At 73.3% G+C, this 21799-nt stretch carries 24 protein-coding genes; 10 read left to right on the forward strand and 14 right to left on the reverse strand.

Annotated features, from left to right (window positions below; translation table 11 throughout):
* Positions 1-7: 7 nt before the first annotated feature.
* Complete coding sequence (locus ACIRSU_RS16020) at positions 8-1141, forward strand: Mrp/NBP35 family ATP-binding protein (RefSeq protein WP_403792425.1); 1134 nt, start codon at positions 8-10, stop codon at positions 1139-1141.
* 64 nt (positions 1142-1205) lie between these two features.
* Here ACIRSU_RS16020 and ACIRSU_RS16025 read toward each other — a convergent pair whose 3' ends face one another.
* The 5 genes from ACIRSU_RS16025 to sigE form a co-directional block, all read right to left on the reverse strand.
* Complete coding sequence (locus ACIRSU_RS16025) at positions 1206-1808, reverse strand: hypothetical protein (RefSeq protein WP_403792589.1); 603 nt, start codon at positions 1806-1808, stop codon at positions 1206-1208.
* A 73-nt stretch (positions 1809-1881) separates the two neighbouring features.
* Complete coding sequence (locus ACIRSU_RS16030) at positions 1882-2331, reverse strand: sec-independent translocase (RefSeq protein WP_403792427.1); 450 nt, start codon at positions 2329-2331, stop codon at positions 1882-1884.
* 106 nt (positions 2332-2437) lie between these two features.
* A complete protein-coding gene (locus tag ACIRSU_RS16035; RefSeq protein ID WP_403792429.1) occupies positions 2438-4168 on the reverse strand; it encodes a S1C family serine protease in 1731 nt (576 codons plus the stop codon).
* 85 nt (positions 4169-4253) lie between these two features.
* Positions 4254-4946, reverse strand: coding sequence for an anti-sigma factor family protein (locus ACIRSU_RS16040; protein ID WP_403792431.1), 693 nt, complete (start codon positions 4944-4946; stop codon positions 4254-4256).
* The gene (gene sigE, locus ACIRSU_RS16045; RefSeq protein ID WP_403792433.1) at positions 4943-5701 is read right to left on the reverse strand and encodes an RNA polymerase sigma factor SigE; all 759 of its coding nucleotides are present in this window, start codon (positions 5699-5701) and stop codon (positions 4943-4945) included. The genes ACIRSU_RS16040 and sigE overlap by 4 nt, the downstream gene beginning before the upstream one ends.
* Positions 5702-5841: 140 nt before the next feature.
* On the opposite strand from sigE, the gene ACIRSU_RS16050 reads away from it, so the two are divergent.
* Positions 5842-6522, forward strand: a complete 681-nt coding sequence (locus tag ACIRSU_RS16050) for an O-methyltransferase (protein ID WP_403792591.1) — start codon at positions 5842-5844, stop codon at positions 6520-6522.
* A gap of 143 nt (positions 6523-6665) precedes the next feature.
* On the opposite strand, the gene ACIRSU_RS16055 is transcribed toward ACIRSU_RS16050, so the two are convergent.
* Positions 6666-6833 carry a DUF3117 domain-containing protein gene (locus ACIRSU_RS16055; RefSeq protein WP_205628308.1) on the reverse strand — a complete coding sequence of 56 codons (168 nt, stop codon included), beginning with the start codon at positions 6831-6833 and terminating at the stop codon, positions 6666-6668.
* Positions 6834-7112: 279 nt separating this feature from the next.
* On the opposite strand from ACIRSU_RS16055, the gene ACIRSU_RS16060 reads away from it, so the two are divergent.
* A complete protein-coding gene (locus ACIRSU_RS16060; RefSeq protein WP_403792435.1) occupies positions 7113-7916 on the forward strand; it encodes an enoyl-CoA hydratase/isomerase family protein in 804 nt (267 codons plus the stop codon).
* A gap of 28 nt (positions 7917-7944) precedes the next feature.
* Here ACIRSU_RS16060 and ACIRSU_RS16065 read toward each other — a convergent pair whose 3' ends face one another.
* On the reverse strand, positions 7945-8526 hold the full coding sequence (locus ACIRSU_RS16065; RefSeq protein WP_403792592.1) for a DNA-3-methyladenine glycosylase I: 582 nt from the start codon (positions 8524-8526) through the stop codon (positions 7945-7947).
* Between the two features lie 86 nt (positions 8527-8612).
* Entirely contained in the window at positions 8613-8951 is a 339-nt protein-coding gene (locus ACIRSU_RS16070) for a DivIVA domain-containing protein (RefSeq protein WP_403792437.1), read from the reverse strand.
* A 134-nt stretch (positions 8952-9085) separates the two neighbouring features.
* On the opposite strand from ACIRSU_RS16070, the gene folP reads away from it, so the two are divergent.
* Entirely contained in the window at positions 9086-9946 is an 861-nt protein-coding gene (folP, locus tag ACIRSU_RS16075) for a dihydropteroate synthase (RefSeq protein WP_403792439.1), read from the forward strand.
* Between the two features lie 149 nt (positions 9947-10095).
* Here folP and ACIRSU_RS16080 read toward each other — a convergent pair whose 3' ends face one another.
* Both ACIRSU_RS16080 and dapE read right to left on the reverse strand, forming a co-directional pair.
* Positions 10096-10845 carry a TIGR00730 family Rossman fold protein gene (locus tag ACIRSU_RS16080; protein ID WP_403792441.1) on the reverse strand — a complete coding sequence of 250 codons (750 nt, stop codon included), beginning with the start codon at positions 10843-10845 and terminating at the stop codon, positions 10096-10098.
* An 83-nt stretch (positions 10846-10928) separates the two neighbouring features.
* Entirely contained in the window at positions 10929-12041 is a 1113-nt protein-coding gene (dapE, locus tag ACIRSU_RS16085; protein WP_403792443.1) for a succinyl-diaminopimelate desuccinylase, read from the reverse strand.
* A 29-nt stretch (positions 12042-12070) separates the two neighbouring features.
* Between dapE and ACIRSU_RS16090 the strand changes: the two genes are divergently transcribed.
* Together ACIRSU_RS16090 and ACIRSU_RS16095 are read left to right on the forward strand one after the other, a co-directional pair.
* A complete protein-coding gene (locus ACIRSU_RS16090; protein WP_403792445.1) occupies positions 12071-13018 on the forward strand; it encodes a hypothetical protein in 948 nt (315 codons plus the stop codon).
* Between the two features lie 366 nt (positions 13019-13384).
* Positions 13385-13753 carry an ATP-binding protein gene (locus ACIRSU_RS16095; protein ID WP_403792447.1) on the forward strand — a complete coding sequence of 123 codons (369 nt, stop codon included), beginning with the start codon at positions 13385-13387 and terminating at the stop codon, positions 13751-13753.
* 75 nt (positions 13754-13828) lie between these two features.
* Here ACIRSU_RS16095 and dapC read toward each other — a convergent pair whose 3' ends face one another.
* Together dapC and fdxA are read right to left on the reverse strand one after the other, a co-directional pair.
* Complete coding sequence (dapC, locus tag ACIRSU_RS16100; RefSeq protein WP_403792449.1) at positions 13829-14962, reverse strand: succinyldiaminopimelate transaminase; 1134 nt, start codon at positions 14960-14962, stop codon at positions 13829-13831.
* A gap of 90 nt (positions 14963-15052) precedes the next feature.
* The gene (fdxA, locus tag ACIRSU_RS16105; RefSeq protein ID WP_010474859.1) at positions 15053-15373 is read right to left on the reverse strand and encodes a ferredoxin; all 321 of its coding nucleotides are present in this window, start codon (positions 15371-15373) and stop codon (positions 15053-15055) included.
* Positions 15374-15485: 112 nt separating this feature from the next.
* Between fdxA and ACIRSU_RS16110 the strand changes: the two genes are divergently transcribed.
* Together ACIRSU_RS16110 and ACIRSU_RS16115 are read left to right on the forward strand one after the other, a co-directional pair.
* The gene (locus tag ACIRSU_RS16110) at positions 15486-16502 is read left to right on the forward strand and encodes a GNAT family N-acetyltransferase (RefSeq protein WP_403792451.1); all 1017 of its coding nucleotides are present in this window, start codon (positions 15486-15488) and stop codon (positions 16500-16502) included.
* Positions 16499-17401: a tetratricopeptide repeat protein gene (locus ACIRSU_RS16115; RefSeq protein WP_403792453.1), complete on the forward strand. Its 903-nt coding sequence runs from the start codon at positions 16499-16501 to the stop codon at positions 17399-17401. Before ACIRSU_RS16110 ends, ACIRSU_RS16115 begins: the two co-directional genes overlap by 4 nt.
* A gap of 12 nt (positions 17402-17413) precedes the next feature.
* Here ACIRSU_RS16115 and ACIRSU_RS16120 read toward each other — a convergent pair whose 3' ends face one another.
* Positions 17414-17986, reverse strand: coding sequence for a GNAT family N-acetyltransferase (locus tag ACIRSU_RS16120; RefSeq protein WP_403792455.1), 573 nt, complete (start codon positions 17984-17986; stop codon positions 17414-17416).
* Between the two features lie 115 nt (positions 17987-18101).
* Between ACIRSU_RS16120 and ACIRSU_RS16125 the strand changes: the two genes are divergently transcribed.
* Together ACIRSU_RS16125 and ACIRSU_RS16130 are read left to right on the forward strand one after the other, a co-directional pair.
* Positions 18102-19313 carry a GNAT family N-acetyltransferase gene (locus ACIRSU_RS16125; protein ID WP_403792457.1) on the forward strand — a complete coding sequence of 404 codons (1212 nt, stop codon included), beginning with the start codon at positions 18102-18104 and terminating at the stop codon, positions 19311-19313.
* Between the two features lie 176 nt (positions 19314-19489).
* Positions 19490-19714: a hypothetical protein gene (locus ACIRSU_RS16130; RefSeq protein ID WP_403792459.1), complete on the forward strand. Its 225-nt coding sequence runs from the start codon at positions 19490-19492 to the stop codon at positions 19712-19714.
* A 75-nt stretch (positions 19715-19789) separates the two neighbouring features.
* On the opposite strand, the gene ACIRSU_RS16135 is transcribed toward ACIRSU_RS16130, so the two are convergent.
* Complete coding sequence (locus ACIRSU_RS16135) at positions 19790-21367, reverse strand: hypothetical protein (protein ID WP_403792594.1); 1578 nt, start codon at positions 21365-21367, stop codon at positions 19790-19792.
* Positions 21368-21799: the final 432 nt, after the last annotated feature.

The raw sequence follows: 21799 nt of genomic DNA on the forward strand, positions 1-21799 counted from the left end.
TCTCTCTATGGCTACGGAAGACGCGGTGCGCGAAGCACTGGCGACGGTGAACGACCCCGAGATCAACAAACCGATCACCGAGCTCGGCATGGTGAAGTCGGTGGAGATCGGTGACGACGGCAAGGTCGCCGTGACGGTCTACCTCACCGTCTCCGGCTGCCCGATGCGCGAGACCATCACCCAGCGCGTGACGGACGCCGTCGCCCGGGTCGAGGGGGTCACCGGCGTCGACGTCTCCCTGGACGTCATGAGCGACGAGCAGCGCAAGGAGCTGGCCTCGGCGCTGCGCGGCACCACCGCCGAGCGCGAGGTGCCCTTCGCCAAGCCCGGCTCGCTGACCCGGGTCTACGCGGTGGCCTCCGGCAAGGGCGGCGTCGGCAAGTCCTCGGTGACGGTCAACCTGGCGGCGGCGATGGCGGCCGACGGGCTGAAGGTCGGCGTCGTGGACGCCGACATCTACGGCCACAGCGTGCCCCGCATGCTGGGCGTGGACGGCAAGCCCACCCAGGTCGAGAACATGATCATGCCGCCGTCGGCGAACGGCGTGAAGGTCATCTCCATCGGCATGTTCACGCCGGGCAACGCGCCGGTCGTGTGGCGCGGCCCGATGCTGCACCGCGCGCTCCAGCAGTTCCTCGCCGACGTGTACTGGGGCGACCTGGACGTCCTGCTGCTCGACCTGCCCCCGGGCACCGGCGACATCGCGATCTCCGTCGCGCAGCTGGTCCCGAACGCGGAGATCCTGGTCGTCACCACCCCGCAGCAGGCGGCGGCCGAGGTCGCCGAGCGGGCCGGTTCGATCGCCGTGCAGACCCACCAGAAGATCGTCGGCGTCGTCGAGAACATGTCGGGCCTGCCGTGCCCGCACTGCGACGAGATGGTCGACGTCTTCGGCACGGGCGGCGGCCAGAAGGTCGCCGACGGCCTCTCCCGCACCACCGGCACGACGGTCCCGGTCCTCGGCTCCATCCCGATCGACGTCCGCCTCCGCGAGGGCGGCGACGAGGGCAGGCCGGTCGTCCTGGCCGACCCCGACTCCCCGGCGGGCGCGGCCCTCCGCACCATCGCCGGCAAGCTCGGCGGCCGCCAGCGCGGCCTCTCGGGCATGAGCCTGGGCCTGACCCCGCGGAACAAGTTCTGATCCGAGCTCCACGAGCGAAGGGCGCCCCGCACGACCGCGGGGCGCCCTTCGTCATACGCGCGGCTCACGCGTACAGGCTCAGGTCCTTCACCTGCGCGAACGCCAGCCCGTACGCGCTCATCCCCCGCCCGTACGCCCCGATGTGCACCCCCGGCGCCGACCCCGCCAGCACCCAGCCGAACTCCGACTCGCGGTAGTGGAACGGCACCGGCACCCCGTCCACGGGCAGCGACAGCGTGGACCACTCCGGCCCGTCGAGGTCGTCGGCGAGCTCGAAGGCCGTCTCGGTCTGCTGGTCCAGCCAGTTGTCACGCCGGGCGTGGTCGAGCTGGGCGGGCCAGGTGTGGGCCAGGAGGCCCGAGCCGGCCAGCCAGGCGGCCGAGGAAACCGTGGTGGCGTCCAGGACGCCCGTACCGTCGCCGCTGCGGCGTACGGGGTTGGCGGCGACGGTCACGACGACCGCGAACCGCTCCTTCTCCGTGCCGCCCGCCTCGGACTTTATCGACGGCTCGTCACCGTGGCCCATGGAGCCGTGCTGCACGGTGCCGTCCGCCGCCGTGCCGATCTGCATCAGCCGGCGCGGGCCGGTGAACGCCTCGTCGAGCCCGTACCAGGCGAAGGGTGCGCGCAGAAAGCCGTCGGCTTCCACCCGACTCGTCGTCTTCATCTCGGCCGCCTCCTCGTTCGTCAACAGAGGGAGGATAGCCACCTATGCGGAGTGGGACGGTGACAGGACGTCGTCAGGTGGCGTCCGAGTCGTACGGCGGGCGCTCCGGGGTGTCCGGCTTGTCCTGCTTCTTCAGCAGGTCGGGCGACCCGTTGACGGCGGAAGGCACCGAGGACGGAGCGGGGGCGGACGTCTCGCGGCCGTGCACCGCGTCCGCGACCTCGTTCATCTCCTTGCGGAGGTCGAAGGTCGAGCGCAGCTCGTTGAGGTCCTTCAGGTCGGCGTTCTCGGCGAGCTGCTTGCGGATGAAGTTCTTGGGATTCAGGTCCTCGAACTCGAAGTCCTTGAACTCCGGGCCCAGCTCGCTGCGGATGTCCGCCTTGGCGTTGTCGGAGAACTCCCGGACCTTGCGGATGAAGCGCGAGACGTCCTGGATCACCTTCGGCAGCTTGTCCGGGCCGAAGATGAGCACGGCGAGCACCACGAGCGTCACCAGCTCGAGTGCGCCTATGTCGCTGAACACCCTGTAGCTCCTTCTCGCCGGTCCCGGGCGGCCCGCTCCACGGTACCCGCCCAAACTGTCGGGCGGGTACGGGGTGGTGTCCTCCACATGGACGCTTGGCCAGGTCCTAGGCTCCCGTTGACGAGCCCAGGGTCAAGGTCTTTGTCTGCTCTTTGCCGTTGCGGGTCAGGGTCAGCTCCAGCGTGTCCCCGGGGCGGTGCGAGCGGATCTTCACGATCAACTCCTCGCCGCTGTGCACGCGCTGGCCGTCGACCTTGGTGATGATGTCGCCGGGCTCGATGCCGGCCTTGTCGGCGGGGCCGCCGGGGGTGACGGACGAGGTGCCGCCCTTCGCCTTGTCGCCGACCCGGGCGCCGTCGCCGGTGTAGCGCATGTCGAGGCTCACACCGATGACGGGGTGGGTGGCCTTGCCGGTGTTGATGAGCTCCTCGGCGACCCGCTTGCCCTGGTTGATGGGTATCGCGAAGCCGAGGCCGATGGAGCCGGCCTGACCGCCGCCGCCCTCGCCGCCGGAGCCGTTGCCGGCCGCGCGGATGGCGCTGTTGATGCCGATGACCTCGGCGTTGGTGTCGACGAGCGGGCCGCCGGAGTTGCCCGGGTTGATCGGCGCGTCGGTCTGCAGCGCGTCGACGTAGCTGACGTCGCTGCCGTCGCCCTTCTCGCCGCCGGCGGTGATCGGACGCTCCTTGGCGCTGATGATGCCGGAGGTGACCGTGTTGGACAGGTCGAACGGGGCACCGATGGCGACGACGGGGTCGCCGACGCGGACGTTCTCGGAGTTGCCGAGCGGCAGCGGCTTGAGGCCGGAGACGCCGGACACCCGGATCACGGCGAGGTCGTAGCCGGTGTCGCGGCCGATGAGCTTCGCGGCGGCGGACTCGCCGTTGCTGAAGGTGACGGAGATCTCGCCGGAGGACGCGGCGGCGTCGACGACGTGGTTGTTGGTGAGGATGTGGCCGCTGGTGTCGAGCACGAAGCCGGTGCCGGTGCCCGAGGAGCCGCTGCCGCTCACGTGGATGGTGACGACGCTCGGCAGCGCCTTGGCGGCGATCCCGGCGACGCTGTCGGGCGCGCGGCCGATGTCCTTGGCGTCGGCCTGCGGCAGCTCGACGGTGGTGAGCCCGCCGTTCCGCTCGATGTACGCGCCGACGCCGCCGCCGATGACGCCGGTGACCAGCGCGAAGGCCAGCGCCCCGGCGAGCGCGAGACCGCGCCGCGGCTTCCGCGGCGCCTTGCTCCCCTCGGCCGGTGCGAGGGGCTGCGCGCCCCACGGGTCGTACGCGGGCGTGGCGGGCGGTACGGGGCCGGCGGGCGGCACAGCGGCCGCCGCCGGCGCCGGCGGCGGCACGGGCCGCTGGACGGGCGGCGCGGGCGCCCAGGGGCCCGGCTCGCCGTACGGCGGCGTCGCGTAGGGGTCGGGGGCGTGCAGGGGCGCCTGAGGTGCCTGTGGCGCCTGAGGTGCCGTCTGCGGCGTTACGGGGACGTGCGCGGGCGCCGCCTCCGCGACGGGCGCGTGGGCCGCGACGGGCGGAGCCTCGGGCGCGGGCGCCGCCACGGCCTCCGGGACCGGCTCGGGCGCGACGGCCGGGGCACCGGGCTGGACGACCGGGGCCTCCGCCTCGGTCTCGGGCTCGACGGGCGCGGCAGCCGGCTCCACGGCCCCCGCGGGCTCCACCGGCTCCGACTTCGTCACGTCCACCGGTGCCGACGCCGGCGCCGCCAGTGTGAAGTCGCTGTCGTCCGTCGCCGGCTCAGAGGGTCCGGCGGGTGTGTCGGCGGGCGTCCCGGTGGACGTGGTCGACGGCCGGCTCCACCATGTCGGCTTCCCGTTCTTCATGCTCTCCCCGCAACAGACGACCTGTCCGCGCCGCCCGGATCGTCGGGCGGCGCGACCCTGCCCCAGGATTCAACCAGGTCGCCGGTCAGCGGTGGGAGGGGCCGGGGGCAGGGGTGGCGGTCGGGGAGGGCGCGGGCGCGTAGGCGATCCGCAGGGCCGGGTTCACCGAGCGGCTGAACGGGGACAGTTCGAGCCGGGCCGGGACGACCGACGGCGCCGAGGGCGTCGGCGTCTGGTCGGCGCGGCGCGAGCCGGACGCGAAGGTCGCGGGCGCCCGCAGCGGTGTCACGTTGCTGCCCTGGCCGCCGCGCGCGTCGAGGGGCAGGGAGCCGCTCAGCGCGATCGCCGCGAACGAGACGGCGCTGGCCGCCGCGAACGCGAAACGCCGGCCGCGTCCGGAGGAGCGGTCGGCGACCGCGACCCCGTGGATGCGGAATCCGGTGTCGGGGGTGATGCGGGGCGCCGTGGCGAAGCCGTCAGCGCGGACGCCGCCGGCGCGCAGGAGGTCGTCGAAGGGACCCCCCTGGTCGCTCGGTCCCCCCGGCAGCCCCTGGAGGCGCGCCAACAGCCCCTCCGAGGGCGGAGGGGGCGCGGCGGACGCGAAGACGCTCTTGAGGCTGCGCTGGGCGTCGGCCTCGGCCTTGCATTTCGGACAGGTCGCCAGATGGGCGAGGACCCGCTCGCGGGCGTCATGACCGAGCTCGCCGTCGACGAGCGCGGCGAGCCGGTCCCCGAGGTGGTGCTCCGCGGGGGTCGGTGACGGACTGGTGCCACTCACGCCGTTTTCGCCTCCCAGCCGACGGCGGCGAGGGCCCGCTCCGCGCGCGCCTCGGGCGAGCGGTGCTTGAGCGCCTTGCGCAGGTGGGAGCGGCCGCGGTGGATGCGGCTGCGGACGGTGCCGAGCTTCACGCCGAGGGTCGCGGCGATCTCCTCGTAGGACAGTCCCTCGATGTCGCAGAGCACGACCGCGGCACGGAACTCGGGCGCGAGGGTGTCGAGGGCCTGCTGGACGTCGGCGTCGAAGTGCGTGTCGTTGAACGCCTGCTGGGGGGACGGCTCGCGGCTGGGCAGCCGCTCAGCGGCGTCGTCGGCGAGCGCGTCGAAGCGGATGCGCTGCTTGCGGCGCACCATGTCCAGGAACAGGTTCGTGGTGATGCGGTGGAGCCAGCCCTCGAAGGTGCCCGGCGTGTAGGACGACAGCGAGCGGAAGACCCGGACGAAGACCTCCTGGGTCAGGTCCTCGGCGTCGTGCTGATTGCCCGTCAGGCGGTAGGCGAGGCGGTAGACACGGCCACTGTGGGTGCTGACGATCTCCTCCCAGCTGGGCGGAGTCCACGCCTGCGATTCCGCGTCCGAAGCGAAGGTCGCGGTGGTGGGTGCGGATTCGGCGATGCGGGAACGGTCAGCTGTGTCAGTCACGGATTTCGGCTCACCCGCCGATCCGAGAAGGCGCCTGAGCACCCTTCTCCGATCCACAGGCGCAGCCGCACCTCCCCTGTCGGCTCTGGTGGTGTCCAGTGGAGCCCCTACCATAGCCACCTCGCCCGTTAGCTCCGGATAAGAATCTTTACGCGAATTTGGGGCCGGCCCGACGGACGTCCCGCTCGCTTCCTGTCCGTATGAACGCGCGGTCCCATCTGCGGGTTCCCGCGTCCAGCGGATACAGTCGACGCCTGCGTCAACTACGGGACAGCCACGGGAACAAGGAGAGGGCCATTTCCGCCAACCGGCAGACGAGCCTGGCGTTCGCCGACGCCTTTGTCGCCGAGGACGAAGCGCTGCGCTGGGCCCGCGACCGGGCCCATGAGGCGGGGCTGCCCTCGGTGTCGCCGGGCACCGGTGCCGCGCTGCGCCTGCTGGCCGCGACGGCGGACGCGAAGGCGGTGGCGGAGATCGGTACGGGCACGGGCGTGTCCGGGATCTATCTGCTGCTCGGAATGCGCCCGGACGGGGTCCTGACCACCGTGGACATGGAGCCGGAGCGGCAGGCGCACGCGAAGGCGGCGTTCCGCGCGGCGGGTTTCGCCGGCAACCGGGCCCGCTTCATCCCCGGCCGGGCGCTCGAGGTGCTGCCCCGGCTCGCGGACGGCGGTTACGACCTGGTCTTCTGCGACGGCGACCGGCTTGAGCTCCTGGACTACCTCGCTGAATCGTTGCGCCTGCTCCGGCCTGGCGGTCTGGTCTGCTTCGAGGGCGTCTTCGCCGACGGCCGCACGGTCGACTCGGCGGCCCAGCCGGCCGAGGTGCAGCGGATACGGGAGCTGCTGCGGACGGTACGGGAGAGCCGGGAGCTGCTGCCGACGCTGCTGCCGGTGGGCGACGGCCTGCTGTGCGCGGTGCGCCGGGGCGCGTAGGGCTCGGCCCCGTACCGCGCTCGGCCCGTACCGCTCGACCTGTACCGCTTCCGCTCGGCCCTGTGCGCCCCCGGGAACACCGCTGCCCCGGTGCGGTGGGTACCGTACCGGGGCAGAAGCGGAAATTCGCGACAGACGCGTCCTTAGCCGACGACGTCCTTCAGGGCGTCGCCGAGCGCCTTCGCCTCGTCCGGGGTCAGCTCGACGACGAGCCGGCCGCCGCCTTCGAGCGGAACGCGCATGACGATGCCCCGCCCCTCCTTGGTCACCTCGAGCGGGCCGTCACCCGTCCGCGGCTTCATGGCCGCCATGCTCGTTCCCCTTCCTGAAACCAGCTCATCGTCAGCATCGAACACGATTGCTTCCAGGTCATTATCCCGCATCAGAGGACCCGATGACCAACATCAGGTGGCATCGCTTCCGCAACGCGCTTTCACAAAGCCGCACATTTCGCCGATCCACCTGCGATACTTCGCCGCCCTCGGTCGGCGTCCGGACGGCGATTCTTTGACGCAGCTCACATGTGCGGCGGGGGTGATCTCCGCCATGCTGAGGGGTCAGACGAAGCGAAGACGCGAAGGGAAGCCTCGATGGCCGACACGGTCCTCTACGACGTGAGCGACGGGCTCGCCACGATCACGCTCAACCGCCCCGAGGCCATGAACGCGCTCAATGTGGCGGCCAAGGTCGCCCTGCGCGACGCCGCGGAGGCGGCGGCCGCCGATCCGGCCGTACGCGCGGTGCTGCTCACGGCGGCCGGCGACCGCGCGTTCTGCGTGGGCCAGGACCTGAAGGAACACGTCGGGCTGCTCCAGCAGGACCAGGAGGCCGGCACCACCGACACGATGAACACGGTCCGCGACCACTACAACCCGATCGTGCGGGCCCTCACCGGGATGGCCAAGCCGGTCGTCGCGGGTGTGAACGGCGTGGCCGCCGGAGCCGGCTTCGGCTTCGCGCTGGCCGCGGACTACCGCGTGGTCGCCGAGACCGCCTCCTTCAGCACCGCCTTCGCCGGCGTGGCGCTCACCGCCGACTCCGGCATGTCCTGGACGCTCCCCCGGCTCGTCGGCCACAGCCGTGCCTCCGACCTGCTGCTCTTCCCGCGCACGATCAGCGCCCAGGAGGCGTACGAGCTGGGCATCGTCAACAAGCTCGTGCCGGCCGAGTCGCTCGCCGAGGAGGCCGCGAAGGTCGCCCGCAGGCTCGCCGCGGGCCCGACGGTCGCCTACGCGGCCCTGAAGGAGTCCCTCGCCTACGGCGCGGACCGCTCGCTGTCCGAGGCCCTGGACAAGGAGGACGAGCTCCAGACGAAGGCCGGCGCGTCGGAGGACCACCGGATCGCGGTGCAGGCCTTCATCGCCAAGGAGAAGCCGAAGTACCTGGGGCGCTGAGCCCCCCGCTCTCCCCCCGGCCTCGGCGCTAGCTCCGGCCGCGCGCGATGCAGCCGGTGACGTGGTCGTCGACCAGGCCGCACGCCTGCATCAGCGCGTACGCCGTCGTCGGGCCGATGAAGCGCAGGCCGCGCTTCTTGAGGTCCTTGGACAGGGCCGTCGACTCGTCCGTCACCGCCGGCACGTCGCCGATCGTGAGCGGGGCCGGGCGGGTCGCCGGATCCGGCGCATACGACCAGATCAGCGCGTCGAGCTCGCCGGGAGCCCACTCGGCGAGCACCTTGGCGTTGGCCATGGTGGCGTCGATCTTGGCGCGGTTGCGGATGATGCCCTCGTCCGCGAGGAGCCGCTCGCGGTCCGCATCGGTGAAGCCGGCCACGTCGGCGATCCGGAAGCCGGAGAACGCCTTCCGGAAGCCCTCCCGGCGGCGCAGGATCGTGATCCAGGACAGGCCGGACTGGAACGCCTCCAGGCACAGCCGCTCGAACAGCGCGTCGTCGCCGTGGACGGGGCGGCCCCACTCCTCGTCGTGGTACGCCACGTAGTCCTCGGTCGACAGGCCCCACGGGCAGCGCAGCAGCCCGTCCGGGCCCGCGACGGCCCGGCCCACGAGCTCGCCGACGGTCTGCCCCACCACGACCTGCTCGCCCACCGTCGTGTCGTCGCCTTCGGTCGTGTCGCGCACGGTCGCGTCGCTCATGCCTCGTCCTCCTCGCCGCGCTCGCCCCGCTCGTCCCGGGACCGGGCGGTGGCCAGCGCCGCCTCCAGGTCCGCGATCCGGGAGTCCCGCTCCGCCAGCTCGGCGCCGAGCCGGTCCAGGACGTCGTCCACGTCCGTCATCCGGTAGCCACGGGCCGAGACCGGCAGCCGCAGCGCCTCGACATCGGCCCGGTCGACCGGCCGGGTCGCGGGCAACGGGTCCACCAGCTGCTCGGGGGCCACCTCGGGCAGCACCTCGCTCTCGCCGCCGCCCACCACCGCCAGCGTGACCGCCGCGACGACCACGACCATCGTGATCAGCAGAAACCAGAACACGTGCGAGCCTTTCCCCGTCAGCTTCCCGGTCGTTCCCGCCATCGGAAAACGTCCCGTGCCGATCGTGCCATGCGCCACCGACAGTTAGGGTCGCAGACGATGCCGGGCACCGGCCGCGAGGGAGGACATAAGGGATGCTGCGCTTGGGACGGCGGGAATTCGGACCCCACGAGCCGGTGATCATGGCGATCGTGAACCGGACTCCGGACTCCTTCTACGACCAGGGGGCCACCTTCCGGGACGAGCCGGCGCTCGCCCGCGTCGAGCAGGCCGTGGCCGAGGGCGCGGCGATCATCGACATCGGCGGCGTCAAGGCGGGTCCCGGCGAGGAGGTCACCGCCGAGGAGGAGGCCCGCCGCACGGTCGGCTTCGTCGCCGAGGTCCGGCGCCGCCATCCCGACGTCGTCATCAGCGTCGACACCTGGCGCGCGGACGTCGGCGAGGCGGTCTGCGAGGCCGGCGCGGACCTGCTGAACGACGCGTGGGGCGGGGTCGACCCGCGGCTCGCCGAGGTCGCCGCGAAGTACGGCGCGGGGCTCGTCTGCACCCACGCCGGCGGTGTCGAGCCGCGGACCCGGCCGCACCGGGTCGAGTACGAGGACGTCATGGCCGACATCCTGCGGGTCACCGTCGGTCTCGCGGAGCGCGCGGTCGCGCTCGGCGTGCGACGCGACGGGATCATGATCGACCCCGGTCACGACTTCGGGAAGAACACCCGGCACAGCCTGGAGGCGACCCGGCGGCTCGGGGAGATGACGGAGACCGGCTGGCCGGTCCTGGTGTCGCTGTCCAACAAGGACTTCGTGGGCGAGACGCTGGACCGGCCGGTGAAGGAGCGGGTGCTGGGCACGCTGGCGACGACGGCGGTCTCGGCGTGGCTGGGGGCGCAGGTGTACCGGGTGCACGAGGTCGCCGAGACGAAGCAGGTGCTGGACATGGTCGCGTCGATCGCCGGGCACCGGGCACCGGCCGTCGCGCGGCGGGGACTGGCGTAGGCGGGGACTGGCGCAGGCGGCGGCCGGCGTAGGGCGGGGGCCGGCTCAGGCGGCGACCGGCGCAGGCGAGGGCCTGCGTGGGCGAGGGCCTGCGTGGGACGGGGCGGGGCGGGGGCGCCATGAGCGGACGCCCCCGGCACGGTGTCGGCCTACCGGCCGACCTCCTTCGACACCAGCGCCACCGCCTCGTCCACGTCGTCCGTCACGTGGAAGAGCAGCAGGTCGTGCTCCGACGCCTTGCCGCCCGCGACGACCGAGTCGCGGAGCCAGTCGACGAGGCCCTTCCAGTACTCCGAACCGAAGAGGACGATCGGGAAGCGGGTGACCTTGCGGGTCTGGACGAGGGTCAGGGCCTCGAAGAGCTCGTCGAGGGTGCCGAGGCCGCCCGGCAGGACGACGAAGCCCTGCGCGTACTTCACGAACATCGTCTTGCGGACGAAGAAGTAGCGGAAGTTCACGCCGATGTCGACGTGCGGGTTGAGGCCCTGCTCGAAGGGGAGCTCGATGCCGAGGCCGACCGAGACGCCCTTGGCGTCCCTGGCGCCCTTGTTCGCCGCCTCCATGGCGCCCGGGCCGCCGCCCGTGATCACCGCGAAGCCCGCCTCGACGAGCGCGCGGCCGAGCCGTACGCCCGCCTCGTACTCGGGTGTGCCCGGCTTCGTACGGGCGGAGCCGAAGACGCTGATCGCGCTCGGCAGTTCGGCGAGCGCGCCGAAGCCCTCCACGAACTCGGACTGGATGCGCATGACCCGCCAGGGGTCGGTGTGCACCCACTCCGAATCGCCCTCGGTGTCGAGCAGACGCTGGTCGGTGGTGCCGGGCTGGACCTGGTCACGGCGCCTGACCACCGGACCGAGACGCTGCTCCTCCAGCTTCTTCGGCTCATCGGGTACACCCATGGTCCGCTCCTTTCACCGTTCTCTGATCTTCCCGGTCAGGGTAGGTCCACAGAGGTGAAGAAAAGCGAAATTACGGGAATCGCTCAGTGGAGATCCGTGAGCCACTCGCGCAGCCGCGCCTCGCAGTGGTGGATCCGGTCGACGTGCACGTGCTCGTCCCGCTTGTGCGCGAAGAACGGGTCGCCGGGGCCGTAGTTGACCGCCGGGACGCCGAGCGCGCTGAAGCGGGCGACGTCGGTCCAGCCGAACTTGGGGTGCGCGGCGCCGCCGACCGCCTTCATGAAGGCCGCGGCGGCGGGGTGGGACAGGCCGGGCAGGGCGCCGGGGCTCTCGTCGTCCACGATCATCTCCGCGACGCCGCAGTCGGCGAACACCTCCTGGACGTGGGCCAGGGCCTCGGCCGGGGAGAGGTCGGGGGCGTAGCGGTAGTTGACGGTGACGACGCACTCGTCGGGGATGACGTTGGTCGCGACGCCGCCCTCGATGGCGACCGCGTTGAGGCCCTCGTGGTACTCGAGGCCGTCGATGACCGGCTTGCGCGGCTCGTACGCGGCGAGGCGGTCGAGGATGGGGGCGGCGGCGTGGATGGCGTTGGAGCCCATCCAGGAGCGCGCGGAGTGGGCGCGCTCGCCGGCCGTGCGCAGCTTGACACGGAGAGTGCCCTGGCAGCCGCCCTCGACCTGGCCGTCGGAGGGTTCGAGGAGGACGGCGAAGTCGCCCGCGAGCCACTCCGGGTGGGCCTCGGCGATCTTGCCGAGGCCGTTGAGGTGGGCGGCGACCTCCTCGTTGTCGTAGAAGACGAAGGTGAGGTCGCGGTTGGGCGCGGGCACGGTGGCGGCGATCCGCAGCTGCACGGCGACGCCCGACTTCATGTCGGTGGTGCCGCAGCCCCACAGGATGCCGTCCTCGTCGAGGCGCGAGGGCACGTTGTCGGCGATCGGCACGGTGTCGATGTGGCCGGCGAGGACGACCCGCTCCTCGCGGCCCAGGTTCGTGCGGGCGACGACGTTGTTGCCGTAGCGGTCGACGGTGAGGTGCGGCAGTTCGCGCAGCACCTGCTCGATCGCGTCGGCGAGCGGCTTCTCGGTTCCGCTCACGGACGGGAAGTCGACCAGGGCCGCGGTGAGCGCGGCGCCGTCCAGCGCGAGGTCCAGCGGACGGCCTTCGGGGGTCTGGTGAGAAGCGGTGTCAGCCATGTGCCGACCCTAACCCGGCCTCCAGTACGGTGGGGCGCGTGTCCGAGCCCCGCCGTGTCCCCGCTCCCGCCCGCCGCGGCCGCGCCGCCCGGTTCGTGGCGGCGTTCTCCGTGCTCCTCGGCCTGGTCGCCTACGTGGCCGTGCACTACGTCACGGGCAGCAAGGGCGCGCCACGCTGCCGGGTGGGAACCGGGGCGAACCAGTACGAGTTCACCCCGGAGCAGGCGTCCAACGCGGCGACCATCGCCGCCGTCGGCACGAGCCGCGGCCTGCCGGAGCGCGCGGTGACGATCGCGCTCGCGACCGCGATCCAGGAGTCGGGGCTGCGCAACATCCAGCACGGCGACCGCGACTCCCTGGGGCTGTTCCAGCAGCGCCCCTCGCAGGGCTGGGGCGATCCGGAGCAGATCCTCGACCCGGTGTACTCGTCCACGAAGTTCTACGAGGGCCTGGAGAAGGTCCCGGGCTACTCACGGCTGCCGCTGACGGTGGCGGCGCAGAAGGTGCAGCGCAGCGGCTACCCGCAGGCGTACGCGAAGCACGAGCCGGACGCCACGCTCCTCTCCGCCGCCCTGACCGGGCACGCGCCCGCCTCGCTCAGCTGCACGGCCGACACCAGGAAGGGCCGGCCGGGCGATCCCGGACGGGTCCGGGACGAGGTCGTCAGGGCCTTCGGCAAGGAGACCGCCCCCAGGCCCGCCCCGGCGGCCGGCGGCGCGGCCGGAGCGAACGCGGCGGCGCCGGCCGCCGAGCTCGCGCTGCCGGTGCGCGAGTCCCGCGACCCGCGCGAGCAGCGCGGCTGGGAGCTGGCGCAGTGGGCCGTGGCCCGGGCCGGCGAGCTGCGCATAGCCGAGGTGTCGTACGGGGACCGGGTGTGGGTCGCGGACGACTCGTCGGGCGAGTGGGAGCCGGCGGACGGGGGCGGCGGCCAGGGGACGGACGGCTCGTCGGTGCGGCTGCGGCTGGCGGCGGGCTAGCGGCCCGGGACCGTACGGGCCTCGCCGAGCAGGCACTACCGGGCAGACCTCGCCGTACAGGCCGCGCCGTACGGCCGGAGGCGACATCGGGCAGCCGTACGGCCTGTCCCTCGAAGGTGTCATGCGTCATCGGCGGCGCGGAGCCGGCCGAGCAGGCTTCCGGCCTGCTGTCATGTCACGGCAACGCCCTTGTCGCGCAAGGGGAGTGACGGTTCGGCACTCGCGGGGCGACTGAACCGTTCGTCCGGTTTCCTCCCCGCCCGACAATACGACGCATTACCCAGTCTTTACCTTCGGCGTCCGCAACCTCCCCCGCCCCGGGGCCGGTTGTCACCGCGTACACGTCCTCTCCGTCGAAGGAGCACCATGTCCCTCCCCCTGACCCGTCGGATCGCCCAGGCCGCCCTGCTCGTCGCGGCCGGAGCAGCCCCCGTGGTCGCGGCGGCCGGCTCCGCGTGCGCCGCGGACCAGTCGCTCGCGCCGACCGGCGCCCTGACGGGTCTGACCTCCCTGGACAAGGCCGGTGCCGAGGGTGCCCTCGGTACCGCGACCGGTGTCGCGAACAAGGTCCCGGCCGCACAGAAGCTCACCGCCGGCAACACCGCCGACGAGGCGACGAACACCGTCGGCCAGACCACGGGCACCGTCACCGAGCAGGCCGAGGCCCCCACGGGCGGCGCGCTCGGCAAGCTGCCGACCGGCCAGCTGATGGGCGGCCTGCCGCTCGGCGGCTGACCTGCCGGTCGCAGGGCAGAAAGGGAGGGCCCGGGGAGCACAACGCTCCCCGGGCCCTCCCGTACGTGTGAAGGCCTAGCCCAGACGCTTGACGGCGGCCTCGACCCGCTCGTCGGTCGCCGTGAACGCCACCCGCACGAAGCGCTCCCCGGCCTCGCCGTAGAAGTCGCCGGGCGCGACCAGGATGCCCTTCTCGGCCAGGTACGCCACGGTGTCCCAGCAGGGCTCGTCGCGGGTCACCCACAGGTAGAGGCTGGCCTCGCTGTGCTCGATCCGGAAGCCGTGCGCCTCCAGGGCCGTGCGCAGGGCGGATCGCCGGGCCGCGTACCGCTCGCGCTGCTCGGTCACGTGCGCGTCGTCGCCGAGCGCGGCGACGGTGGCGGCCTGGACGGGCGCGGCGGTCATCATGCCGCCGTGCTTGCGGATCTGGAGCAGCTCGCCGAGGACGGCGGCGTCGCCCGCGATGAAGGCGGCGCGGTAGCCGGCCAGGTTGGAGCGCTTGGAGAGCGAGTGGACGGCGACGATCCCCTCGTACGAGCCGCCGCAGACGTCCGGGTGCAGGACGGAGACCGGGTCGGCCTCCCAGCCCAGCTCCAGGTAGCACTCGTCGGAGAAGACGAGCACGCCGTGCTCGCGCGCCCAGGCGACGATCCGGGTCAGCTCGTCCTTGCCGAGGACCTTGCCGGTCGGGTTGGACGGGGAGTTGAGCCACAGCAGCTTCAGGCCGGCCGGGTCGAGCTCCGTCCCCGCGGGGTCACTCGCAAATGTCTCCGTGTCGTAGACGACGGGCTCGGCGCCGCAGAGGCGGGCGCCGACCTCGTACGTCGGGTAGGCGAGCCGCGGGTAGGCGACCCGGTCCCCCGCGCCGAGGCCGAGCTGGGTCGGCAGCCAGGCCACCAGCTCCTTGGAGCCGACGACCGGCAGCACGTTCTCGTGGGCGAAGCCGACGGCGCCGAGGCGCCGCTCGCACCAGCCGGTGAGCGCGTCCCGCAGCTCCTTGGTGCCCCACACCGTGGGATAGCCCGGCGAGTCCGCCGCCGCGACCAGGGCCTCCTGGATCAGCGCGGGGACCGGGTCGACCGGCGTGCCCACGGACAGGTCCACGATGCCGTCCGGGTGGGCGGCCGCGGTCGCCTTGTAGGGCTCCAGCCTGTCCCAGGGGAAGACGGGCAGACGTGAAGAGACGGGGGCGCTCACGGTGGGGCTCACTTCCTCGTACGTACGGAGAACACGGAGAACACAACGGTCCCGTACAGCGGCGGCGTCGCCGTACGGGACCGAGGGTGGATGATCGTCCGATCAGCCGTTCTGCGGCGGCAGGGCGGCGATGAAGGGGTGGTCGCGCTCGATCAGACCGAGCTTGGAGGCACCACCGGGCGAACCGAGCTCGTCGAAGAACTCGACGTTCGCCTTGTAGTAGTCCTTCCACTCCTCCGGGGTGTCGTCCTCGTAGAAGATCGCCTCGACCGGACAGACCGGCTCACAGGCCCCGCAGTCGACGCACTCGTCCGGGTGGATGTACAAGGACCGCTGGCCCTCGTAGATGCAGTCGACGGGGCACTCCTCGATGCACGCCTTGTCCTTGACGTCGACACAAGGCTGCGCGATGACGTAGGTCACGCTGTCGTTCCTCCTCGATAGGGCTGGTCTGCGCGGGAGCGCGGTGTCGTCGATGCCCGCCCCTAGTATCTCCGTTCTTGGGGACGATCCGAACAGGAGGGGCTGAGAAGCTGTGGAATTCACCGAGGGCGGACGCCTCGAAGTGCGAATTACCGCCGCTGACGTGGGAAAACGTGTCTCAGTTCGGTACGTGACGGAGTCGTCCGCGCCGGGGGAGCGATTCACTGACGCGGTCGGCGTTCTCACATCATGGGACGAGGGTGTGCTGCTGATCACACGCCGGACCGGCCAGACCGTCCGGATCGCGGAATCCGCCCTCGCCGCCGGCAAGGTCGTCCCCGCCGCCCCGGCCCGCCGCCGCGGCCCCGCCGCCGGCTTCCCCGAGCTCGCCCGGGCCGCCGCGCGCGCCTGGCAGCCCGTGGAGAGCGAGCCGCTGGGCGAGTGGACGCTGCGCGCGGCCGGAGGATTCACCCGGCGGGCCAATTCGGTGCTGCCGCTCGGCGACCCCGGGATGCCGCTGGACGCCGCGCTGACCCGCGTACGGGAGTGGTACGCGGCCCGGGGCCTGCCCCCGTACGTCCAGACCGCGACGGGCGCGGAGGACACCCAGGAGGTGCTCGGCGCCGAGCTGGAGCGGCGCGGCTGGGTCCGCGAGGTCTCGGCGGAGCTGCGGACCGCGGCGCTGGCGCCGATCGGCGACCTCGACGCGGACGCGTCCGCCGTGTCGGAGGTCCGGCTGTCCCGCGCGGTCGACGAGCAGTGGCTGCGGCGCTACCAGCGCTTCGGCGAGCCCGGACCGCACGTCCTGAAGGTGCTCGGCAGCGGGCCGAGCGTGTGGTTCGCGTCCGTGCCGGGCACGGGAGACATACCGGCGGCCATCGGACGCCTGGTGGTCGACGGACGCTGGGCCGGTTTCATGGCGGTCGAGGTCGACCCGGAGCAGCGGCGGCGCGGGCTGGCGACGGCCGTCATGACCGTGCTGGCCCGCCGGGCCCTGGACGAGGGCGCCTCGGCGGCCTGGCTCCAGGTGGAGTCGGACAACGACGGCGCGCGGGCGCTGTACGACGGGATGGGCTTCACCGTGCACCACCACTACCACCACCACCGCGGGCCCGGGACCGAGGCGTGACCGACGCGGGCGCCGGGGGTCAGGGCGAGGGCGGATTCGGCGGGGGCGGATTCGGCGAGGGCGGGGCCGGCGAGGAGGCCGGGCCCGACTGGCGGCGCGAGTTCGCGGAGGAGGCCAGGTCCGAGCGGCCCGACCTCGCCCGTCTCTGCCTGCTCGTCGGCGCGGTCGCCGACCCCGCGGTGACGCAGGCCGACCTGGACCTGGCCGAGATCGAACTCGACCGGCTCGCCGGGCTCGTGCCGTACGGGACCCGGGGCGCCGACGCGTGGATCGCGGCCCTCGGCGAGCTGCTCGGCCGGCGCGAGGGCTTCCAGGGCGTGACCGCCGACTACCAGCGCCTGGAGTCCTCGCTCCTGCACGAGGTGCTGAAGCGGCGGCGCGGCCTGCCGATCCTGCTCTCCGTGGTGTGGCTGGAGGTCGCCCGGCGGGCCGGGGCGCCGGTGTACGGGCTCGGGCTGCCCGGCCACTTCGTCGTCGGCTTCGGCGACCCGGCCGAGCTGCACCTCGCCGACCCGTTCGCGGGCGGGCGTCCCATGACCGCCACCGACGCCGAACTCCTGGTCGCGGGCGCCACCGGCGAGGCCCTCGACCCGACGATGCTGCGGCCCGCGACGGCCCCCGCGATCGTGCTCCGCATCCTCAACAACATCCGCGCCTGGGCCGCCGCCCGCCCCGAGCGCTCCGACGTCGCCCTGTGGGCCGTCGAGCTCTCCCTCCTCCTCCCCTCCCACCCGGCCCGCCTCCGCTACGAGCGCGCCGAACTCCTCGTCCAGCGCGGGGACTTCCTGACGGGAGCGGCGGAGATGGAGGCGTACGCGACGGTGATGGACGCGGTCGAACCGAGCGCGGCGGAGACGATCAGGCAGCGGGCGAAGGCGGCGCGGGCGCGGCTGAACTGAGCCGCGCCCGGGCTACGCCGGAGGGTTGGCCGGCGCGGCGATCCGGTAGAGGACGCAGCGGCGGAGCGGGCCCTCGGGGACGCTCGGGTCGTCGAAGTCGTCGGCGGGGTCGCGGGTCATGCCGAGTCGGCGCATCACGGCCTGGGAGCGCACGTTGCGGACGGTCGTCATCGCGATCACCTCCGGCAGTCGGAGGGTCTCGAAGGCGAACGTCAGGCAGGCGCGGGCAGCCTCGGTGGCGTAACCGTGGCCCCAGGCCGCCCGCTTGAGCCGCCAGCCGACGTCGACCGCCGTGAACGGCATGGACGCGCCCACCTGGTCCAGGCCGGCCCGGCCGAGGAACTCGCCGGTCTCGCGGAGTTCGACCGCCCACCAGCCGAAGCCGCGCTCGTCGAACTGGGCACGCATGAGGTCGACCGTGGCGTCGCTCTGCTCACGCGTCAGCAACTCGCCCAGGTGCTCACGGACTTCGGGGTCGGCCATCATCGCCGCCCACGGTTCGAGGTCGGAGTCCCGCCAGCGGCGGAGCAGGAGACGATCGGTGCGCAGCTCTGGCAGCTCTGGCGGTTCAGGCAGCTCTGACATGGCACGCAGCCAACCGGATCGGGGGCGGGCGTGTCGACCGTAATTCGTTTGACCGGCCGGCGGGTCGGGGCTGCACTGTGGCGGGGGACCACGAGCCGGGGAGGCAGCGCCAGCCATGCGGATCCGTTCCACGACCGACCAGGACTTCGACGTCTTCGTCGACACGCTGCACGCCGCGTTCGGGCGCTTCCCGGAGACCCCGGACGAGGACGGCGGCGGGGTGTGGTGGGCGGCGCTCGAACCGGACCGCTGCATGCTCGCCGCCACGGAGGACGGCCGGCCCGTAGGGACCGGCGGCACGTACGCGTTCGAGCTCACTCTGCCCGGTGGGCTCCTCGCCCCGGCCGCCGGAGTGACCGCCGTCGGCGTCGTGCCCACGCACCGGCGCCGGGGCGTGCTCACGGCGATGATGCGGCACCAGCTCATGGAGCTGCGGGAACGGGGCGAGTTCCTCGCCGTGCTGCTGGCCTCCGAGGCGCCGATCTACGGCAGGTACGGCTACGGGCCGGCGACGTACACGGGGCGGCTGACGGTGCCGCGCCTCCAGGCGGCCTTCGCCGCGCCCCGGGCCGCCGCGGCGCCCGCGACGGGCTCGGTCGAGGTGCTGCGCCGCGCCGAGTGCGGCGACATCCTCGAAGAGGTCTACGACCGCTACCGCCGCGCCCAGCCCGGCGCGCTCTCCCGGCCGCACCGCTGGTGGAGCCGGGGCGCGGGCCAGCCGCCGGTCGCTCCGGCCCCGCGCTACGTCGCCGTCCACCGCGACGCCGACGGCGTCCCGGACGGCTACGCCAGCTACGCGCTCGACGGCGACACCCTGACCGTCGACGAGACCGTCGCCACGCACGACGCCGCCTTCACGGCCCTGGCCCGGTTCGCGCTCGGCCACGACCTGGTCGGCCGGGTCGTGTTCAAGCACGTCCCGTCCGAACACCCGCTGCGCTGGCAGCTCGCGGACTTCCGCGCCGGTCAACCGAGCGGCGACACCGACTGGCTGTGGGTACGGCTCCTCGACGTCCCGCGCGCCCTGACCGCCCGCGGCTGGTCCACCGACGGCGAGCTCGTCCTCGACGTCGACGACCCGTTCCTGGGCGAGCGCAACCGCTACCTCCTCACCGTCCGCGACGGCAAGCCCGACTGCACCCCCACGGACCGCGCCCCCGACCTGTCCCTGGACGTGCGCGACCTGGCCTCGATCTACCTCGGCGGCACGACCCCGAGCACCCTCGCCCGCGCCGGCCACCTCCACGCCCACCACCCGGCCGCGATCCCCCTGACCGACACCCTCTTCCGCACGGACCACCGACCGCACTGCCTGCACTGGTTCTGACGGCGGGGGCGGGGCGGAGGACTGCGGCGGTCGGGGTGGGCCGCGCCGTACCGACACGCCCTTGCGTCCCTTCGCGTGCCGTTCGGCGGCTCGGGCGCGTCCGCCTCGTGGGGGCGGGCTCGGGCGCGCCACTGTGTGAGCAGCACACGTACGGCACACACAGCGGAAGGGCCCCCATGGCAACCCCACACGCCCCCGGCAGCTTCGTCGCCCACACCGGGACCGACGTCTACGGTCCCGGCAAGGTCATCGGCGTGGACGGACAGCACCGGCGGGTGCGGTTCGTGCGCTTCGTCGCGACGGTGAGGGCGGGGGATCTGCGCGCCGCGACCGTGAGCGAGACGCGGGAGGTCGAGGAGTGGCTGCGGGCGAAGAAGCGGCGGTACGGCGGCGAGTGGTGACGGCAGGACTGCCGGGATACGCGTGGAGCCCCCACCCGGGCGGGTGGGGGCTCCACGCGTGCGGGCGGGTGGCCGTCAGCCGTTGCCCGAGAGGTCGATCGACTTCGTGCGCTCGGCCTTGGTCTTGCCGCGCAGCGCGTCGCGCATGACGAAGGCGACGTCGTCGGCGGTGACCTGGTGCTTGGTGCCGTCGCCCTTGGTGATCATGACTCCGTCGAAGACGCCGTCGAGGAGCTCGTCGATCGCCTTCTTGTCGTAGACCTCGACCAGGCGCCCGTCGACGGCCTTCATGGAGAGGATCTTCGGCAGCGAGCGGTTCGGGCCGAAGTCGATCTTCTTGCCGCCGGCCTCGATGGTGATGATGCCGGACATGGCGGGCCGGGCGAACTCCTCCATGGCCCGGTTCAGCTCGGCCTTGGTGATGGTCGGCCGGCGGGTGACGACGGGGAGCTCGACGGTCTTGGTGAGACCGGTCTGGACCTGGGCCCGGTAGGCGTCCTTGACCGAGATGATGGCGCGCTGGACGTCGATGCCCTTGCCGGGCTTGCCCTCGACCGGGGTGACCTTGCCCGGGGAGAAGAGGATGGTGCCCTCGGTGACCGAGCCGGAGCTGCCGGAGAGGTCGGTGAGGGCGACGGCCAGCTTCTCCTCGTCGATCGGGAAGACCGGCTGGGCGACGCGCTCGCCGCCGAAGAGGGAGCCGATGACGGAGACGGGGTTGTAGTCGCTGCCGGAGGCGGCGCGCACGGTCTCCTGGGTGTCCAGGGCGAGGCCGGCCTTCTCCGGGGCGAGTTCGACCTTCTTGCCGCCGACGCTGAGCTGGAGCGGGGCGTCGGCGCGCTTGCCGAGCGCCGCGTCGAGCTTCGCGACGGCCTCCTCCTTCGTACCGCCGCCGACGTCGACGCCGAGCACGGTGGTGCCCTTGGGGACGTCGGAGTGGTTGAGGAGCAGTCCCGCGCCGTAGGCCACGCCGGCGAGGCCGACGACGCCGACGCAGGCGAGGACGAGCTTGGAGCGCTTCTTCACGGGCCTGGCCGTGGACGCCGGGGTCGGGCGCGGGGCGGCCGGGGCCGGGGCCTCGTCGCGCTCGGGGAGACGCGGCGTCAGGTCCGGGCCGTCGGGGCGAACGAAGGGCATGCCGCTGTTCAGCGTGGCGCCGGAGACGTTGCCGCCGCCACCGGTCAGCGGGCCGGTGACCGGGCCCGGGACGGGCGCCGGGGGCTGCGGGGTGAGGACCGCGGTGTCGTCGGACAGGCGGGGCGTGCCGTCGGCGTACACCGGACCGGCACCGGGCTGGCCGGCACCGGGCTGGCCTGCGCCGAGCCGGCCCGCGCCCGGCTGACCGCCCTGGGGGCCCTGGGGCTGACCGCCCCGCGGGCCACCCGGCCGTTCACCCTGCGGCTGACCGCCACGGGGCGCGCCGCCGCGCGGCCGGCCCGGGGCCGCGACCATGCTGCTGCCGCCCGTGACGGGACCGGTGGTGGGGCCGGTGGGGGCCGCGGGGCCGCCGAGGACGGGGGTGCCGGCGGCCGGGGTGTGGCCGGGGCCGTCGTCGTACAGCGGGTTGGCGGGCGCGGCGGCCGTCGGGTCGATGACGGGGCTGCCGTGCGCGGGCGTCTGCTGGGGGCCGGTCGGCAGGGTGACGATCGGCATGCTCTGGGTGGTGCCGGCGCCGGACGGGACGCCGTCGGAGGCGGAGCCGGTGAAGCCGGGGGCGCCGGTGGACGCCGAGGGGCCCGCGCCGAGGGCGCGGGGGGCCGCGGGGGCCGCCGGGGCGGGCGCGGGCTTCGGCGCGGGAGCGGCGGGCGCGGGCGCTGCCGGGGAGGACTTGCGCGGGGCGAACCAGTCGCTGGCCGGCTTCTCCTCCACCGCGGCCGGCTCCGGCTCGGCGGCCGGCTCCGGACGGACGGGCTCGGGCTCGGGCCGTACGCCGGAGGCGATGCGCTCGACGTCGGCGGCGCGCGCGGCGGCGACGGCCCGGTCGTCGACGGGGGTGCCGCCCTCGCCGACCGGCTTGCGGACGACGACGGGCGGGATCGGCCGCGAACCCGGGATGTTGATCCGGATCCGGGTGGTCAGCGTGGT

Origin of the sequence: Streptomyces sp. NPDC101160, assembly GCF_044768205.1 — a bacterium.
Lineage (GTDB): Bacteria > Actinomycetota > Actinomycetes > Streptomycetales > Streptomycetaceae > Streptomyces.